Source organism: Stenotrophomonas bentonitica, assembly GCF_013185915.1.
Taxonomy (GTDB): domain Bacteria; phylum Pseudomonadota; class Gammaproteobacteria; order Xanthomonadales; family Xanthomonadaceae; genus Stenotrophomonas; species Stenotrophomonas bentonitica.
The window spans coordinates 28,651-45,800 of the sequence record NZ_JAAZUH010000004.1 but is presented as its reverse complement, the minus strand read 5'-3'; the positions used below and the strand labels follow the sequence as shown (position 1 = coordinate 45,800).

At 67.5% G+C, this 17,150-nt stretch carries 18 protein-coding genes; 7 read left to right on the top strand and 11 right to left on the bottom strand.

The window, feature by feature from the left end; all coding sequences use genetic code 11:
• The first annotated feature begins 184 nt into the window (after positions 1-184).
• A complete protein-coding gene (locus HGB51_RS18045; RefSeq protein WP_070208056.1) occupies positions 185-1,234 on the top strand; it encodes a glycerophosphodiester phosphodiesterase in 1,050 nt (349 codons plus the stop codon).
• A gap of 81 nt (positions 1,235-1,315) precedes the next feature.
• Here HGB51_RS18045 and HGB51_RS18040 read toward each other — a convergent pair whose 3' ends face one another.
• Positions 1,316-2,086 carry a rhomboid family intramembrane serine protease gene (locus HGB51_RS18040; protein WP_070208041.1) on the bottom strand — a complete coding sequence of 257 codons (771 nt, stop codon included), beginning with the start codon at positions 2,084-2,086 and terminating at the stop codon, positions 1,316-1,318.
• Between the two features lie 98 nt (positions 2,087-2,184).
• A complete protein-coding gene (locus tag HGB51_RS18035; protein WP_070208042.1) occupies positions 2,185-3,141 on the bottom strand; it encodes a TerC family protein in 957 nt (318 codons plus the stop codon).
• Between the two features lie 269 nt (positions 3,142-3,410).
• Here HGB51_RS18035 and HGB51_RS18030 point away from each other — a divergent pair, with 269 nt between their 5' ends.
• Positions 3,411-4,580, top strand: coding sequence for a class I SAM-dependent rRNA methyltransferase (locus HGB51_RS18030; protein WP_070208043.1), 1,170 nt, complete (start codon positions 3,411-3,413; stop codon positions 4,578-4,580).
• Positions 4,581-4,680: 100 nt separating this feature from the next.
• Positions 4,681-5,913, top strand: coding sequence for a dipeptidase (locus tag HGB51_RS18025; RefSeq protein ID WP_070208044.1), 1,233 nt, complete (start codon positions 4,681-4,683; stop codon positions 5,911-5,913).
• A gap of 33 nt (positions 5,914-5,946) precedes the next feature.
• Here the strand turns inward: HGB51_RS18025 and HGB51_RS18020 are convergent, their stop codons facing one another.
• The 3 genes from HGB51_RS18020 to HGB51_RS18010 all read right to left on the bottom strand — a co-directional run bounded on the left by HGB51_RS18020 (position 5,947) and on the right by HGB51_RS18010 (position 9,201).
• Positions 5,947-7,377 (bottom strand): amino acid permease, encoded by a 1,431-nt coding sequence (locus HGB51_RS18020; protein ID WP_070208045.1) that lies wholly within the window; start codon positions 7,375-7,377, stop codon positions 5,947-5,949.
• Positions 7,378-7,581: 204 nt separating this feature from the next.
• On the bottom strand, positions 7,582-8,217 hold the full coding sequence (gene leuE, locus HGB51_RS18015; protein WP_070208046.1) for a leucine efflux protein LeuE: 636 nt from the start codon (positions 8,215-8,217) through the stop codon (positions 7,582-7,584).
• A 60-nt stretch (positions 8,218-8,277) separates the two neighbouring features.
• On the bottom strand, positions 8,278-9,201 hold the full coding sequence (locus HGB51_RS18010) for a LysR family transcriptional regulator (protein ID WP_070208047.1): 924 nt from the start codon (positions 9,199-9,201) through the stop codon (positions 8,278-8,280).
• Between the two features lie 87 nt (positions 9,202-9,288).
• Here HGB51_RS18010 and HGB51_RS18005 point away from each other — a divergent pair, with 87 nt between their 5' ends.
• From HGB51_RS18005 to HGB51_RS17990, 4 genes are all read left to right on the top strand, one after another.
• Positions 9,289-10,296, top strand: coding sequence for a zinc-binding alcohol dehydrogenase family protein (locus HGB51_RS18005; RefSeq protein ID WP_070208048.1), 1,008 nt, complete (start codon positions 9,289-9,291; stop codon positions 10,294-10,296).
• 67 nt (positions 10,297-10,363) lie between these two features.
• Positions 10,364-11,746 carry a DNA recombination protein RmuC gene (locus HGB51_RS18000; RefSeq protein ID WP_070208057.1) on the top strand — a complete coding sequence of 461 codons (1,383 nt, stop codon included), beginning with the start codon at positions 10,364-10,366 and terminating at the stop codon, positions 11,744-11,746.
• A 55-nt stretch (positions 11,747-11,801) separates the two neighbouring features.
• The gene (locus HGB51_RS17995; RefSeq protein WP_070208049.1) at positions 11,802-12,176 is read left to right on the top strand and encodes a hypothetical protein; all 375 of its coding nucleotides are present in this window, start codon (positions 11,802-11,804) and stop codon (positions 12,174-12,176) included.
• A 58-nt stretch (positions 12,177-12,234) separates the two neighbouring features.
• Positions 12,235-12,795 carry a glutathione peroxidase gene (locus HGB51_RS17990; RefSeq protein ID WP_070208050.1) on the top strand — a complete coding sequence of 187 codons (561 nt, stop codon included), beginning with the start codon at positions 12,235-12,237 and terminating at the stop codon, positions 12,793-12,795.
• Positions 12,796-12,840: 45 nt separating this feature from the next.
• On the opposite strand, the gene HGB51_RS17985 is transcribed toward HGB51_RS17990, so the two are convergent.
• From HGB51_RS17985 to HGB51_RS17960, 6 genes are read right to left on the bottom strand one after another with little or no spacing between them, the layout of a single operon-like run.
• Positions 12,841-13,881, bottom strand: coding sequence for an MlaA family lipoprotein (locus tag HGB51_RS17985; protein ID WP_070208051.1), 1,041 nt, complete (start codon positions 13,879-13,881; stop codon positions 12,841-12,843).
• A 1-nt stretch (position 13,882) separates the two neighbouring features.
• A complete protein-coding gene (locus tag HGB51_RS17980) occupies positions 13,883-14,197 on the bottom strand; it encodes an STAS domain-containing protein (RefSeq protein WP_070208052.1) in 315 nt (104 codons plus the stop codon).
• Positions 14,187-14,849, bottom strand: coding sequence for an MlaC/ttg2D family ABC transporter substrate-binding protein (locus HGB51_RS17975; protein WP_171966917.1), 663 nt, complete (start codon positions 14,847-14,849; stop codon positions 14,187-14,189). Before HGB51_RS17975 ends, HGB51_RS17980 begins: the two co-directional genes overlap by 11 nt.
• A complete protein-coding gene (mlaD, locus tag HGB51_RS17970; RefSeq protein ID WP_070208321.1) occupies positions 14,846-15,370 on the bottom strand; it encodes an outer membrane lipid asymmetry maintenance protein MlaD in 525 nt (174 codons plus the stop codon). The genes HGB51_RS17975 and mlaD overlap by 4 nt, the downstream gene beginning before the upstream one ends.
• Positions 15,371-15,404: 34 nt before the next feature.
• A complete protein-coding gene (locus HGB51_RS17965; RefSeq protein WP_070208301.1) occupies positions 15,405-16,154 on the bottom strand; it encodes an MlaE family lipid ABC transporter permease subunit in 750 nt (249 codons plus the stop codon).
• Entirely contained in the window at positions 16,154-16,942 is a 789-nt protein-coding gene (locus tag HGB51_RS17960) for an ABC transporter ATP-binding protein (protein ID WP_070208302.1), read from the bottom strand. Before HGB51_RS17960 ends, HGB51_RS17965 begins: the two co-directional genes overlap by 1 nt.
• Positions 16,943-17,150 lie beyond the last annotated feature (208 nt).

Here is a 17,150-nt window from a genome sequence, read left to right as displayed (position 1 = left end):
GACACGCCATGCGTGTCCCGCATCACCGTTTCTTGCGGCTGTAACACCACCTCGGCACAATGCCGCACGTCTTTTCCGGCCCTTGCCGCACTGGCGGGGCGGTACCAACAGGGGTGTTGCAGTGTCGAAGTCGTTGTGGGGTTGTGCGTTGCTGTTGTCGCTGGCCGTGGCACCATCGGTGGCCATGAGCGCTGAATCCTCCACCCCGGTGTCGCGCAAGGCGGCGGTCTATGGTCACCGCGGGGCCAGCGCGCTGCTGCCCGAACACACCCTGGCCGCCTACGCCCAGGCCATTGCCGACGGCGCCGACTACATCGAGCCGGACCTAGTGATGACCCGGGACGGGGTGCTGGTGTCCCGCCACGAGAACGAGATCAGCGGCACCACCGACGTGGCGGCCCACCCCGAGTTCGCCAGCCGCAAGACCGTCAAGACCATCGACGGCGAGCGGGTGGAAGGCTGGTTCACCGAAGACTTCACCTTGGCCGAGCTGAAGACGCTGTACGTGCGCGAGCGCCTGCCGCAGGTGCGCAGCACCGCGTTCGACGGCCAGTTCCGGATTGCCACGCTGGACGAGATCATCACCTTCCTGGTCCAGCAGGCCGGCCGCGCCGGGCGTGGCATCGGGTTGGTGCCGGAGATCAAGCACGGCACCTACTTCAAGGGGATCGGCCTGCCGATGGAAGACCTGCTGGTGAGGACCCTGCAGGCCAACCCGTATACGCGCGTGGCGCCGGTGACCATCCAGTCCTTCGAGATCAGCAACCTGCGCTACCTGCGCAGCACGCTGGGCAAGGACAGCAACATCCGCCTCCTGCAGCTGCTGGGCGACCCGAAGCAGCAGCCGGGCGATGTGCTGGCCGCAAAGGGCAGCCAGCGCTATGCCGACATGATCACCCCGGCCGGGCTGGACCAGATTGCCGGCTATGCCGATGGGATCGGACCGAGCCTGCGCATGGTGATTCCGCTGGACGCCAGCGGGCGCCTGGGCACGCCGACCACGCTGGTGCGCGACGCGCATGCGGCGGGGTTGATGGTGGTGCCGTATACGTTCCGCCCGGAGAATTCGTTCATGGCCGCCGAGTACCGCAAGGGCGAGGCGAACGCGCGGAACCCGGACGGGTCGGTGGCGGAGATGCGCGCCTATCTGGCGACCGGGATCGATGCGTTCTTTACCGATGACCCGGCGTTGGGCAGGCGCGCGGTGGATGGGGAGTCGAACGCGGCACGGTGATGCGTGGGACACGCGTGGCGTGTCGCTACGCGTGGACGGGCAGCCGCGTAGAGACACGCCATGCGTGTCCCACGCGGTCCATCACCGCTCGTCAGGCCGCCGGAACGGCAACACGACGAAATCCCGCCCTTCGCGCGGCTGCCACAACACCGGCACCCGGTGCGGGGAGGGCGGCTCCAGATCGCTGTCGCGCTGGACCTCCAGGTCGTCTTCTTCCTCTTCCTCCCAGCTGTACAGCTTCCGCGGCGCCATCGGGTCGGAAAGACGGAACAGCAGCGCGCTGATGATGCCGGCGAAGGCGCCGCCCATGTGCGACTGCCAGGATACGCCCGGTTCGTGGGGGAGGATGGTGATCAGCATGCTGCCGTAGAACAGGAACGCGATCAGCCCGGCCGCGATGGCGGGCCGGTCGCGGCGCAGCAGGCCGAGCACGAACACCAGGAACATCAGGCCGTGGGTGATCCCACTGGCGCCCAGATGGCGGCTGCCGATGTCGCCGAGCAGCCAGGCGCCCAGGCCCGAGCCGATCCACAGCAGCGGGAAGGCGCGCAGGGTGGCCTTTGGATAGACGCTGCCTGCCAAAGTGCCAAGGATCAATAGAGCGAAGCTATTGGCGGCCAGGTGCTGGACCGAGCCATGCAGCAGCGGCGCGCCCAGGATGCCCAGCAGCCCGGCCGATTCCAGCGGCGCCACCGCCCATGGCCGCCAGTCGAAGTGGCCCTGCGCGGTATACACCGCCACCAGCACCAGCACGAAGGCCAGGCTCAGGTTGAACGCCCGCATCACGCGACCGCGGTCGGTGCGGGGGGAGACCGGCGGCTCGCCGGCGGGCAGGGGCAGGTTGGCGTTCATACCTTCATGGATTGCGCCGCCCCAGGCTGAACACAAGGGCAACGCAGCGGGAGAGAGTGGTACCGCCGGCGGGACAATCCCGCCGGCGGCACGCAGGGTCACGCGTCGCCGGTCTTTGGCGGGTTCTTCAGGCTCAGCACCACGGTGGCGGCGATGATCACCGCGACCACGCCCAGCGAGATCGGGGTCGGGATCTTGAAGATGTCGATCAGCATCATCTTGATGCCGATGAACGCCAGCACCAGGGCCAGGCCGTACGGCAGCAGGTGGAAGCGGTCGGCCATGCCGGCCAGCAGGAAGAACATCGCCCGCAGGCCCAGCACCGCGAACACGTTGGAGGTGAGCACGATGAACGGGTCGGTGGTGATCGCGAAGATCGCCGGGATGCTGTCCACGGCGAAGATAACGTCGGTCACCGCGATCAGGATCAGCACCACGAACAGCGGGGTGTACCAGCGCTTGCCGTCGCGCATGACGCTCAGGGCATTGCCGGCATAGTCCGGCAGCAGGCGCAGGTGCTTGCGCATCCAGCGCAGGGCGGGGTTGGTCTCCAGGTCCGGCTCCTGGCCCGCCGAGAACCACATCTTCCAGCCGGTGAAGAGCAGGAAGGCGCCGAACACGTAGAGCAGCCAGTGGAACTTGGTGAGCAGCACGCTGCCGGCGAAGATCATGATCGTTCGCAGCACGATGGCGCCAAGGATGCCGATGATCAACACCTTTTGACGCTGTTCCTCAGGCACCGCGAAGTAGCCCATGATCATCAGGAACACGAAGATGTTGTCCACCGCCAGGGCCTTCTCGACCAGGTAACCGGTCAGGAACTCCAGGCCGACCTTGTTGGCCACGACTTGGCCGGCGGTCTCGTTCAGGTAGTACCAGAGGCCCGCGTTGAAGGCCAGGGCCAGTGCCACCCAGCCCACCGACCACCACAGGGCCTCCTTGAAGGTCACCTTGTGCGGGCCGCCGTGGCGCATCAATACCAGGTCGATCAGCAGCGCGATGATCACCACCGCGCCGAAGCCACCCCATAACCACACATTACCGATCGTCTGCATCGTCTTGTCCGTTGAATGAATGAAATGCCTCAAGCCGGACGGCGAGGACCTGCAACGGAACACCAGGGGGGATCCAGGGACAGAGCTTCGCCATGCGGCGAAGGTCTCGCTCGCAGTCCCCAGCGGTGGGAACTGCCGTTGCACCGGAGCCTGCGGGCTCGAATTGACGGCGACAACGTCTGGGAGCTACTCCCCTTCTGCGGTCGATTCTGGGGGCATGCCGCCCCTGCGTCAAATCGGACAGCCGCCGGCCCGGATACAATGGACATATGAATACCCCTGCCCCCGTAGTCCGCCTCAAGAACGCCTGGCGCTCCAGCCACCCTTGGATCTTCCAGAAACTGGTCGAAAAGCCCGCTGTCCGGCCCAAGCCCGGTGCCATCGTCGACGTGGTCGGCGTGGACGGGGAGTGGATCGGCCGCGGTTTCTACAACGGCCACTCGCGCATTGCGGTGCGAATCCTGGAAACCGACCAGCGGGTCCCCGTCGATGCCGGCTGGTTCTCGCGGAAGATCGCGCAGGCGGTGTCATTGCGCCGTGATGTCCTGAAGCTGGACACGGTGTCCGACGCCTGGCGCGTGGTCCACAGCGAGGGCGACGGCCTGTCCGGCCTGGTGGTGGACCGCTATGGCGACCTGGTGGTGGTGGAGTTCTTCGCCGCCGGCATGTTCCGCCACCGCGAGTGGGTCTATGAGGCCCTGCGCGAGCAGTTCCCGGGCTGCCGCTTCCACAGCTTCGCCGACGAACACGTGCAGAAGCAGGAAAGCTTCGACTTCCACGGCAACACCACCACCGAAGCCTCGGTGATCACCGAGTACGGCGTGAAGTTCCGCGCCGACCCGGCCGGCGCGCACAAGACCGGCTTCTTCGCCGACCAGCGCGAGAACCGCCAGTGGCTGAGCCAGGAAGTGGAAGGCAAGTCGGTGCTGGACCTGTGCTGCAACACCGGTGGCTTTGCGGTGTACGCCGCCGCGCGCGGTGCCTCGGATGTGCTGGGCATCGACATCGACGAAGACGTGATCGCCATTGCCAAGGCCAATGGGCGCCTGAACAACGTGCGCCCGCGCTTCGTGCAGTCCGACATCTTCCCGTGGCTGCGCGACGCGGCCAACCGCGGCGAGCAGTTTGATGTGGTGATCCTGGACCCGGCCAAGATGACCCGCGACCGCGACCAGGTGATCACCGCGCTGAAGAAGTACCTGGACATGAACAAGCTGGCGCTGGGCGTGGTCAAGCCGGGCGGCCTGTTTGCCACGTTCTCGTGCACCGGCCTGGTGTCCGAAGAGCAGTTCCTGGACATGCTGCGCCGCGCAGCGTTCTACTCCGGCCGCACCATCCAGATCCTGAAGGTCGCCGGCGCCGGTCCGGACCATCCGTTCATGGCGCACGTGCAGGAGTCGCGTTACCTCAAGGCAGTCTTCTGCCGGGTAGTGGATTAAAACCACCCTGGCGATCCAAGCCGCGTAGTGACACGCCATGCGTGTCATCGCGGACCCAACTGCGCTAACGTCTGACGTTTCCCATCCGTGGTGAGGCGTCATGACCGTGCGTGTTCTGTCGTTGCTGGTGTCGTTGGCGCTCACCGCGCCGCTGTCCGCCCAGGCCATCGAGTTCAGCGCGCAGGAGCTGGCGCGCGCTGCAACGCTGCAGAAGAAGCTGCTCACCCTCGACAGCCACCTGGACACGCCGGCCAACTTCCATCGCGAAGGCTTCGACATCGCGCAGCGGCATGACCACAACGCGCTTTCGCAGGTGGACCTGCCGCGCATGCAGGAAGGCGCGCTCGATGGCGGCTTCTTCGCCATCTACACCGACCAGGGCGACCGCAGCCCGGCCGCGCACCGCCACGACCGGGACGCCGGCCTGCTGCGCCTGATGGAAATCCGCGAAATGCTGGCCGCGCACCCGGACACGTTTGCGCTGGCACTGACGCCGGCCGATGCCGCGCGGATCAAGCGCGAGGGCAAGCGCGTGGTCTACATCAGCATGGAAAACGCCAGCCCGCTGGTGGACGATCCTTCGCTGCTCAGCTTCTATCACGCGGCCGGCCTGCGCCTGCTCAGCACTGTGCACTTCGCCAACAACGAGTTCGCCGATTCGGCCACCGATGAAAAGGGTGCTGAATGGAAGGGGCTGAGCCCGGCCGGCAAGGCGCTGGTGGACGAGGCGGTGCGGCTGGGCATCGTCATCGACCAGTCGCATGCCTCCGACGCGGTGTTCGACGACCTGATCCAGCGCATGCCGGTGCCGTTCGTGCTGTCGCACAGCTCGGCCAAGGCGATCTACAACCACCCGCGCAACCTGGATGACGCACGCCTGAAGCAGCTGGCCAAGGCGGGTGGCGTGATCCAGGTCAACGCCTATGGCGGCTACCTGATCGACACCGGCAAGACCGATGCCCGCAAGCAGGCCGAAGAGGCGCTGATCAAGAAGATCGGTGCGGAGTACGACGACCTGAGCATGGCCCAGGGAGTGGCGTTGAAGCAGGGCCTGGCCGAGCTCGACCAGCAGCTGCCCCTGCGCAAGGCCACCTTGGACGACTTCTTCGCCCACTTCGAGCACATCCTGGGCGTGGTCGGTCCCGAGCACGTCGGCATCGGGCTGGACTGGGATGGCGGCGGCGGCCTGGCCGACCTGCAGGACGTGAGCGCGCTGCCGAAGATCACCGCGTGGTTGCTGCGCAAGGGCTACAGCGAGAAGCAGATCGCCGACATCTGGGGCGGCAACCTGCTGCGGGTGATGCAGCAGGCGCAGGCGTACAAGGCGCCGTAGTGCCGGCCGCTGGCCGGCACCACGGGTTGGCCGTTACCGACCGATCAACGCATTCCGGCGGCTGTACAGGAAGTACACCGCCAGGCCGATCGCGTTCCAGATCAGGAAGTACTTCTGGGTGCTGTGCGGCAGGCTGATGAACAGGTAAATGCAGCCCAGCGCAGCAGCCGGCCCGACGATCCAGGCCAGCGGGGTACGGAAGCTGCGCTTGGCGTCCGGCGCACGGCGACGCATCACTACCAGGCAGATGCCCACCGCAGTGAACGCGGCCAGGGTACCGGCATTGGCCAGCGCGGCAATTTCATCCAGGCGCGCCACGCCCGCAAGGGCCGAGACCAGCAGGGCACTGAACAGCGTGGTGGCGACCGGGGTGCCGGTGCGCTTGTTCACGGCCGACAGGCCACGCGGCAGCAGGCCGTCGCGGCCCATGACGAAGAACACGCGGCTCTGGCCGAACAGGAAGGCCAGCAGCACGGTGGGCAGCGCGACGATGGCGACGATGCCGATCACCAATGCCGCGGTCGGGTGGCCCAGCTGGCGCATGATCAGCGCCAGCGGCTCGGCGCTGCTGCCGAACACGGCGTAGCTCATCGCGCCGATCGCGCCCAGCGCAACCAGCATGTAGACGATGGTGCAGCCAACCATGGAACCGATGATGCCGATCGACAGGTCGCGGCCCGGGTTCTTGGTTTCCTCGGCCGCGGTGGAGATCGCATCGAAGCCATAGAAGGCGAAGAAGATGATCGCCGCCGCCGCCATCACGCCGCGCTCGATGCCGTCCGGGCCCATCGACTTGGCAAAGCCATACGGCATGAACGGCTGCAGGTTGGCCGAGTCGAAGGCGGGCAGGGCGACCGCCACGAACACCGCCAGCGCGATCAGCTTCAACACCACCAGGATGGCGTTGAGTGTGGCGCTTTCCTTGGTGCCCAGCATCAGGCCGCCGGCCACGATCCAGGTGATGATCACCGCAGGCAGGTTGAACAGGCCGCCGTCCACGTGCGGACCGGCCGACAGCGCCGCCGGCAGGCGGATGTCGATGCCCATCTGGGTATGCACCCATTCCAGGAAGCCGACGAAGTAGCCGGACCACCCGACCGCCACGGTACTCACCACCAGCGAGTACTCCAGGATCAGGCTCCACCCCACCACCCACGCGAAGATCTCGCCGAGTGCGGTGTAGCTGTAGGTATAGGCGCTGCCGGCCGCCGGCATCATGGTGGAGAGCTCGGCATAGGACAGCGCGGCGCAGGCGCAGACCGCACCGGCGATGGCGAAGGAGATCAGCACCGCCGGGCCGGCCAGGTTGGCGCCCACGCCGATCAGGGTATAGATGCCGGTGCCGACGATGGCGCCGATCCCCATGGCGATCAGGTGCGGCCAGCTCAGGGTGCGGACCAGGCTCCTGCCGGCTTCATGGACGGTGACGGAATCGAGCGACTTGCGCCGTAGCAGCGATGACATGGAACCTCACAGGGTGACTGGTATCGACAATTTCCCGAGTGTGACCGAACGCGGCGCAGCATTACTACTGCCGGGCGTCGTGAATCGCTTGACGATCATTTCAAATGACCGGGTTTGACGAATCCGGCACAACCGAACGGGCCGCTTGCGATCCATCGGGCCTGCCGCGCCGCGCGCGTGTCGTGCCCAACCATGCCGCGCTGGTCAGCCGTTCAGCCCCAGCCGCACCCCGAACCCGATCAGGAACACGCCTGCCACGCGCTTCAGCACCACCCCGACACGCGGGTGCTGGATGATCCTGCGCCGGAGCAGGTTGCCCACCCCGATCAAAAGCGAGCAGTACGCCAGGCTCAGCACGAAGATCAGCACCGCCATGGTCGCGAAGGTCAGCACGCCCTGGTGCCGGGCCGGGTCGATGAACAACGGCAGGAACGCCATGTAGAAGATGATCGCCTTCGGATTGAGCAGGCTGATCAGGATCGCCTGGCGGAAGTAACGGCCCGGCTGCAGGCGGATGCCACCGCCCTCGCCGTCTTCAGCGCCGGCGCGGGCGGGACGCAGCAGGCCGATGCCTACCCACACCAGATAGGCCGCACCGAGGTACTGCACGGCGTGGAAGACCAGCGGATTGGCGCGGAGCAGGGCGGCCACGCCGGCCACCGCCAGCCACATCAGGATCTGGTCGCCCAGCAGCAGCCCGAACAGCGCGGTGTAACCGCCGCGCACGCCACCACGGCCGGTGGCGGTGAGCAGGGTGAAGGTGCCCGGACCGGGCAGCGCCAGGAATACCAGCACGGCAACGACGAAGGTCCACAGGTCCTGGATGCCCATCCACGGCATGGCGGCGACTCGACAACGGGGGGGCGCCATTGTCGGCTACCCGGCGCTGCCGGGACAGCGCTACGTGGCGTGCCCGGGCAGATCCGCCAGCATCGGCGCCAGGCGCTGCACGCACAACGCGTGCAGCTGGCGGATTGCCGGTGAAAACTGCTTGCGGTGCGGGCACACCAGATTGAGCGGCAGGCTGTCGCCTGTGCCCCCCAGCAGCACCTGCAGGCGCCCGGCACGCACGTCATCGCACACATCCAGCCATGACTTGAACACGATCCCTTCGCCGGCGACCGCCCAGCGCCGCACCACGTCGGCGTCGTCGCACACCAGCGGCCCGCGTACGGGCACCACCACGCGCCGCCCGTCCTGCTCGAAGCTCCAGCGGTCGTACGGTCGTCCGGCGAGCTGATAGACCAGGCACTGGTGGTCTTTCAGTGCGTCCAGGTCGGTGGGCGCTCCACGCCGTGCCAGGTAACCGGGCGAGGCCACCAGCACCCGCCGGTTGCCCGGCAGCAGCGGCAGCGCCACGTAGCTGGCAGTGTCGAAGCGACCCAGCCGGAAGGCGATGTCCACCGGGTCGCGGAACACGTCGGCCACCTGGTCGGAGAGCAGCAGACGCAGCTGCAGCTTGGGGTGTGCGGCGCGGAACTCGGTCAGCCACGGCAACAGCACGTTGCGGCCCAGGTCTGACGGCGCCGCCACCTGCAGCACGCCCTGCAGCTCGGCCTCGTCGCCGCGCACCCGCGCCTGGCCCTCGTGCAGGGTGGCCAGCATGTCCTGCGCGTAGGGCAGGTACAGCACGCCTTCGGCGGTCAGGCGCAGGCTGCGGGTGGAACGCACGAACAGCCGCAGGTCAAGCTCGCGTTCCAGCCGGGCGATCGCAGCGGCCACTTGGCCGGGCAGCAGGTCGGCCTCGCGCGCGGCGTTGGAGAAGCTGCCCAGCGCGGCGGTACGGGCGAACAGGTGCAGATCCTCGAAACGGACCATTTTCATTCCAGCAGTGAAAGTGCTGCTGCATTCTGCGCCTTTCCGACGGTGCCCGGGCGCGCCACCCTGAGCGCCTCACCCAAGGACTCCCCCATGAAAGCCATCGCCTATACCCAGCACGGCCTGCCCATCACCGACCCGGCCGCCCTGGTCGACATCGACCTGCCGGTGCCCACCCCGGGTCCGCGAGACCTGCGCGTGCAGGTGCGGGCGATCTCGGTCAATCCGGTCGATACCAAGGTGCGCAAGGGCGCGGCCGTGTCCGAGCCGCGCGTGCTGGGCTGGGACGCGGTCGGCATCGTCGACGCGGTCGGCAGCGAAGTGACCCTGTTCCAGCCCGGCGATGCGGTGTACTACGCTGGCGACATCAACCGCCCCGGCAGCAATGCCGAGTACCAGCTGGTGGACGAGCGCATCGTCGGCCGCAAGCCGGCCAGCCTGGACGATGCCGCCGCCGCCGCACTGCCGCTGACCGCGATCACCGCCTGGGAACTGCTGTTCGACCGCCTGCGCATTGCCGAAGGCGGCGGCGAAGGCCAGACCCTGCTGGTGATCGGCGCGGCCGGCGGGGTTGGCTCGATCCTGGTGCAGCTGGCGCGCCAGCTGACCCGGTTGACCGTGATCGGCACCGCCTCGCGCCCGGACAGCCAGGACTGGGTGTACGCGCTGGGCGCGCACCATGTGATCGACCACAGCCAGCCGCTGGGCGAGGGCCTGGCCCGGATCGGGATCGAGCAGGTCAGCCATGTGGCCAGCCTGACCCACACCGACGAGCACTATGCGCAGATCGTCAGCGCGCTGGCACCGCAGGGCCAGCTGGCCCTGATCGACGACCCCGGCCAGCTCGACGTGATGGCGCTCAAGCGCAAGAGCCTCTCGCTGCACTGGGAGTCGATGTTCACCCGCTCCAGCTTCGGCACCCCGGACCTGCAGCGCCAGCACGACCTGCTCAACCGGGTCGCCGACCTCGTTGATGACGGCGTGCTGCGGACCACCCTGGGCGAGAACTACGGCCGCATCGACGCAGCCAACCTGCGCCGCGCGCACGCGCTGATCGAAACCCACCGCGCGGTCGGCAAGCTGGTGCTGGAAGGCTTCTGAGCGCAGGCAGCGCATCGGGGTGTGGGCCGGCGCAGCGGATGAGACCGGCTCGGCCTACACTTCCACCATGCAACCTGAATTCCTCATCCTTGGCGGCCTGCTCTGTGCCGTCCTCGTGCTGCAGCTGGTGTCCCTGCTGCGGCGTTCCGGCCATGGCGATCTCGAACAGTCCCTGCGCGAGGAAGCGCGGGTGGGCCGCAGCGAACTGCGCGAGCAGCTGGAGGGTCTGGGCCGGCAGCAGGACGCCCGCCTGGAATCCTTCGCGCGCGCGCTGACCGACCTGTCCACCCGCACCGACCAGCGCCTGGACCTGCTGCGCGATGCACTGGGCGAAGACGCACGCAAGGCGCGCGAGGAAGCGGCAGTGACCCAGCAGCGTTCGGCCGAATCGCTGGGCCAGCGCCTGCAGGACATGACCCAACGCAACGAACTGCGCATCGGCGAGATGCGCGCAACGCTGGAACAGCAGCTCAAGAACCTGCAGAGCGACAACGCCGAAAAGCTCGACCAGATGCGGGTCACCGTCGACGAAAAGCTGCAGACCACGCTCGAAGCGCGCCTGGGCGCCTCGTTCCAGCTGGTCTCCGACCGCCTGGAACAGGTCCAGCGCGGGCTGGGCGAAATGCAGCAGCTGGCCACCGGCGTGGGCGATCTCAAGCGCGTGCTGACCAACGTCAAGAACCGCGGCAGCTGGGGCGAAGTGCAGCTGGACAACATCCTTGAACAGACCCTCACCCAGGAGCAGTACGCGCGCGGGGTGAAGGTGCGCCCGGACAGCGGCGAGATGGTCGATATCGCGGTGCGCCTGCCCGGGCGTGGCCATGAAGACACGCCCGTGTGGCTGCCGATCGATTCCAAGTTCCCGCGCGAAGACTACGAGCGCCTGCTCGATGCGCAGGAGCAGGGCGACGCCGACGGCGTGCGGGTGCAGGGCGCGCAGCTGGAACGCGCGATCCGCATCCAGGCCAAGTCGATCTGCGACAAGTACATCGTGCCGCCGCACACCACCGACTTCGCGGTGATGTTCCTGCCCACCGAAGGGCTGTATGCCGAAGTGATCCGGCGCCCGGGACTGGTCGACCTGCTGCAGCGCGAACACCGCGTGGTGGTGGCCGGGCCGACCACGGTCACCGCGCTGCTCAACAGCCTGCAGATGGGCTTCCGCACGCTGGCCATCGAACAGCGCTCCAGCGAAGTGTGGAGCCTGCTGGGGGCGGTCAAGAGCGAGTTCGGCAAGTTCGCCGGCATCCTGGAAAAGGCCGAAAAGCAGATCAGCACGGTCGGCCGCAGCCTCGGCGAGGCCAGCCGCAAGACGCGCACCATCGAGCGCCGCCTGCGCGGCGTGGAGTCGCTGGGCAGTGAGCAGACCGAACAGCTGCTCGGCGGAATCGGACTGGACGCGGCCGACGAGGACGAGTCGGCAGACGATGCAACGACCACGCAGGACTGACATCGGCAGTTGCTACAGTGTGCGACCACGCCCACGACCTGCCAGGACGTAATCGATGCGCCTTACCTTGATGCTCTCCGTACTGTTGATGCTGGCCGGCTGCAGCACTGCACCTGGTGCCGGCAGCACCGCCGCGCCGGCTCCTGCTGGCGATGCAACCGCTGAAGCAGCTGCGTGTGCCGCTTCGGGCGGCGAACTGAAGCCGGTCGGCCGCCTGCAGCGCGTGCAGTGCGTTGTTCCCTATGCGGACGCCGGCAAGACCTGCAGCGCCAAGGCCGACTGCACCGGGCAGTGCCTGGCCAATGGCGAAACGGAGATTGCAGCAGGCACCAAAGCAACCGGCATCTGCCAGACCGACGTCAGCCAGAACTTCGGCTGCCGCCAGCGCATCGACGGTGGCGTTGCCCAGGGCACGATCTGCGTCGATTGATTTCGCCTTTCCGGGGCACATATCCCATGTGTCCTTTCCACACTGCACAGGAACACCCGTGAGCCAGACCGTCTACGACATTCCCGTCACCACCATCGAAGGCCAGCCCAGCTCGCTGGCCGACTACCGCGGCAAGGTGCTGCTGGTGGTCAACGTGGCTTCCAAGTGCGGCCTGACCCCGCAGTACGAAGGCCTGCAGGCCCTGTACGCCGACAAGCAGGCCGCTGGCCTGGAAGTACTGGGCTTCCCGGCCAACAACTTCCTGGCCCAGGAGCCGGGCAGCGAGGCGGAGATCCAGCAGTTCTGCCAGCTGGAATACAACGTGAGCTTCCCGATGTTCGCCAAGGTCAGCGTGGCCGGCGACGACATCCATCCGCTGTACCAGCAGCTCACCCAGGCCCAGCCGGCCGCCACCGGCGAAGGCCCGATGCGCGAAAAGCTGCAGGGCGCGGTTGCCAAGTACCCGGACCTGGTGGTCAATCCGGCCCCGGGCGTGCTGTGGAACTTCGAGAAGTTCCTGGTCGGTCGCAGCGGCCAGGTGGTCGCCCGTTTCGCCCCCGACGTACCGGCCAACGACCCGCGCCTGCTCGCCGCGGTCGAAGCGGCCCTCGCCGCCTGATCCGGGGCCAAAAAAAACCCCGCTTCGGCGGGGTTTTTCTTTTGATCAGTTACCCCAGTTGGGCATCGGCATCGCGTCGACCGGGATCGGGGCGGAGTCGTCGGCATCCTTGCCGCGCTCGCGCGGACCGCGCAGGTCGTTCACGATCTGGTAGTTGCGGCGCTGCAGCCACGCGTCGCGGGTGAGCGCGTACTCGTCAACGGCGTTGTCGCGGATGTCGTCCAGCGCCAGCAGCTGCGAGCGCATGTCCACCAGCTGCAGGCCCTGCAGCGGAATGCGGATGTTGTCCTGCTCGATGGTCCGGATCGGCGAGAGCGGAATGTCGCCGGCCAGGCCGAACACATCGCGCACGGTACGCGGGCCGAAGAACGGCAGCTCCACGTAACGCGAGCTGCGCCAGCCCCACGCGCCCAGGGTCTGGCCGAAGTCTTCACTGCGACGCGGCACCTGGCCGGCGCTGGCCGGGTCCCACAGGCCGCCGATGCCTACCGTGGTGTTGATGATGAACCGGCCCAGGCTGTCCCAGGCGTCGCCCGGGCGACCCTGCAGCAGCTGGTTGGTGATGGTCACCGGTGCGCGCAGGTTGCTGAAGAAATTGCTCACGCCGGTCCGCGCGAAGCGCGGCACCACGGTGGTGTAGGCGGTGGCCAGCGGACGCGCGATGGCGCGGTCGACCACGTTGTTGAATGCGTGCACGCGGCGGTTGAAGCCTTCCCACGGGTCATACGCCGAGGTCGACGCCTCGGCGCCTTCAGCGTTGGGTGCCGGACCGCCATACAGCGCGGCGAAGTCGTCTTCGGCACCGGTGGGTGCGGCACCACCGGCGGCCGGTGCAGCGCCCTCGGTGGCGGCCACGTCGGACGCAGCTGCGCTGGAACCGGTCACTGCAGGTGCAACGTCCACGGCCGCTGTCGGTGCCGGTGCGGGCGTCGAGGCGACGTTGTCAGTCACGGGCGCGGCAACATCGGTTGCAGCAGCGGGCGCCACGACGACGCTGGCCGGTGCACTGTCGCGGGCCGGCTTGGCCGCGCAGGCGCTGAGCGCCAGGGCCAGCAGGAGAAGGGAGGCGGTGCGTACGACGTTCATGTCAGCTCGCGGCAGTAGAGGCATTGAAATCCAGGGACGGCGCCAACCGGTAGGCAGCGCTGAGTTCGTTGAAACCGGCAGGGTTGCCTTTGACCGCCAGCGTACGCCCGTCGTCGCGCGCACGTGCAGTCAATTCGGCAAGCAGCGCCAGGCCGGCGCTGTCCACCTGCGTGACTGCGTTCAGGTCCAGCTGCAGTACGTTCGCGGGCAGGTCCTTCAGCTTCGACCACAGCGCCACCACGGCGTCGCGGTCGAGCACGCCGGTGAACACGCAGCGCGACCCGTCGATCCGCGCGCTGGCGCTGTTACTTGCCATTGCCGGCCGGCCCGGCCTGCATCGAACCCGAGCGCAGGTCCGCGGCCACCTGCTTGATGCCCTTCTGGCGCAGCGGCGCGTCGAACTGGGTGCGGAAGGTCTGCACGTAGGAAATGCCTTCGATGGTCACGTCGAAGATTTTCCACTGGCCGTTGACGTTGCGCATCATGTACTCGACCGGCGTGGTTTCGCTGCCGGAGCGCACCAGCTCGGTGGACACCTTCACGCCACGGTTGCCCGGCAGCGGCGCTTCACCCTTGAACCGGAAGGTCGGATTGCCCTGGATGGTCAGCAGGGCCGAACCGTAGCGCTGCATCAGGTTGTCGGCCATGGCGTCGGCGAACAGCTTCACGTCCGCGTCCGAAGCGCCGCGCGCGTTGGCGCCCAGCACCAGGCGGGCCGCGTAATCGCGGTCGAAGGTGCGGTTCAGTTCGCTGTCGATGTAGCTGCGCAGTGCGGCCGGGTTCTTGCTGAACTCGGCGCGGCGCTGCTGCAGCGTGGCGAGGATGCGCGAGCTGGCATCGAGCACGGTCTTGCCGGCCGCGCTCTGGGTGGCTGCGGCCGCCGCCTGGGTGGGCTGGGCGAAGGACAGCGAGGGCAGGGAGGCGAGCAGGGCCGAAGCAAGCAGCGCCGGAATCAGGGTCTTTTTCATTTCTGCGGTTCCGTTGCCGGCGCGGCTGCGCCGGGAGCATCCTGGGAAGCGGCGCCGGCATTGCCCGGGCCGCTGAACATGTACTTGCCAACCATCTGGATCAGGTCCACGGCCGGCTGGGTGAAGACGATCTCGTCGCCGGACTTCAGCACGTCCGGGTCGCCGCCCGGCTGCAGTCCGATATAGCTTTCGCCAAGCAAACCGCTGGTGAATATGCCGGCGGAGGTGTCGGCGGGCAGGTCCTTGAACTTCGGATCCAGCTTCAGCGTCACGATCGAATCGAAGCGGGTCGGGTCCAGGTCGATATCGCCGACCTGGCCCACCACAACGCCGCCGATCTTGACCGGCGCCTGTTTGCGCAGCTGGCCGATCTGGGTGAAGCGGGCTTTCAGTTCATACCCTTCGCTGCCGAACCCCCAGCGCTGGTTGGTGGACGCCATCGCCAGCACCAGCAGCGAGGCCAGCGCCAGCAGCAGGAAAGCGCCGACGGAAAATTCGAGTCTGGGACCGCGGATGGCCATGTTCATATCACCGTATTTGAAGAGCGTCAGGGCGTCAGCGGAACAGCATCGCCGACAGCACGAAGTTGAACATCAGCACCAGCAGCGAGGCGTTCACCACCGCGCGCGTGGTTGCCACGGAAGTGCCTTCGATGGTCGGCTCGGCGTGGAAGCCCACGTACGAAGCCACCAGCGCGGCGGTACCGCCGAAGATGGCCGACTTCAGCATTGCCACGCCGAAGTCGTCCCGGAAGTCCACGCTGTTGCTCAGCGCCGACCAGAACACGCCATTGTCCAGGCCGAGCACGTGCACGGCCTCGAAGTAGCTGGCACTGATTGCCAGCGAGCAGAAGATGCCGGTCAGCAGCGGCACGGTCAGCACCGCTGCCCAGAAGCGCGGCGCCACCACCTTGGCGACCGGATCGATCGCCATCAGCTCCAGCGCCTTGATCTGGTCGGTGGCGCGCATCAGCCCCAGTTCGGCGGCAATCGAGCTGCCGGCGCGGCCGATGAACAGCAGCGCGGTCAGCACCGGTGCCAGCTCGCGGTACAGCGACAGGCCCAACAGCGTGGACAGCGCGTCGGCGGCGCCGAACGTGGTCAGCGTGCGGTAGCCCTGCAGGGTCAGCACCAGGCCCACGAAGGCACCGCCCACGGCGATGATCGGCAGCGACCGCGCGCCGATCTTGTAGATCTCGCGGGTCAGCTCGGCCAGGAAATCGCGGGTCGGCAGCGAGCCACGCAGGACAGTGAGCGAAAACAGGCCGGCCCGGCCCAGTGAGCGGGTGCTTTCAACGAACGGCATCAGGCCACCTTCGCGCGGGGCGCGGCATCGAACGGGATCGGGCCGTCCGGCTGCCCGTGCAGGAACTGGCGCAGCAGCGGGTCCTGGCTGGACTCGAGCGCGGCCGGGGTGCCCTGGAACACCACCCCGCCATTGGCGATCGCAATCACCTGGTCGCAGATCGGCAGGGTTTCATGCACATGGTGGCTGACGATGATGCTGGTCAGGCCCAGGCTGTGGTTGAGGCGTTGGATCAGGCTCATGATCACGCCGCTGGCGATCGGGTCCAGCCCGGTCAGCGGTTCGTCGTAAATCATCAGCGGCGGGTCCAGCGCCAGCGCGCGGGCCAGCGCCACGCGGCGCGCCATGCCGCCGGACAGCTCGCGCGGCCAGGCGTCGGCCGCGGCCAGCAGGCCGACCGCGTGCAGCTTCATGTCCACCAGCCGGTCCAGCACGGCGGCCGGCAGCTTCGTGTGGGTGCGCAACGGCAGCGCCACGTTCTCGGCCACGGTCAGGTCGGTGAGCAGGCCGTTGCCCTGCAGCAGCACGCCCACGCTGCGGCGCATCGCGCGCAGGGCGCTGCTGCCGGTGGGAATGGGCTGCCCGAACAGGGTCACGGTGCCGGCCGCCGGGCGCAGTTCGCCGGTCAGCGCCGCGAGCAGCGTCGACTTGCCGCTGCCGGAGGGACCGAGCACGGCAGTGATGCTGCCACGCGGTACCGACAGCGAAACGTCGCGCAGGATGGCGCGACCGCCGCGGTCGATCCGCACGTTGTCCAACTGCACCAGAGGTTCTTCAGAAGCCGTCATGGGCGCCATTAACAAAATTCCAACGTTCTAAGATCGTGGTGGACGGCTGAACAAAACCGAACTGGACCGTGCAGTATTGTCGCATGTTGTCTTGTCGCGCCCCGCCCGTACGGGGGAGGGGGGCTGCAACAGTGCATATCGGGCGATCTCGAAAAGCAGGCCGCGGGCGACATCCACCGTCGTCCATATCAAAGAGGGTCGAGATCGG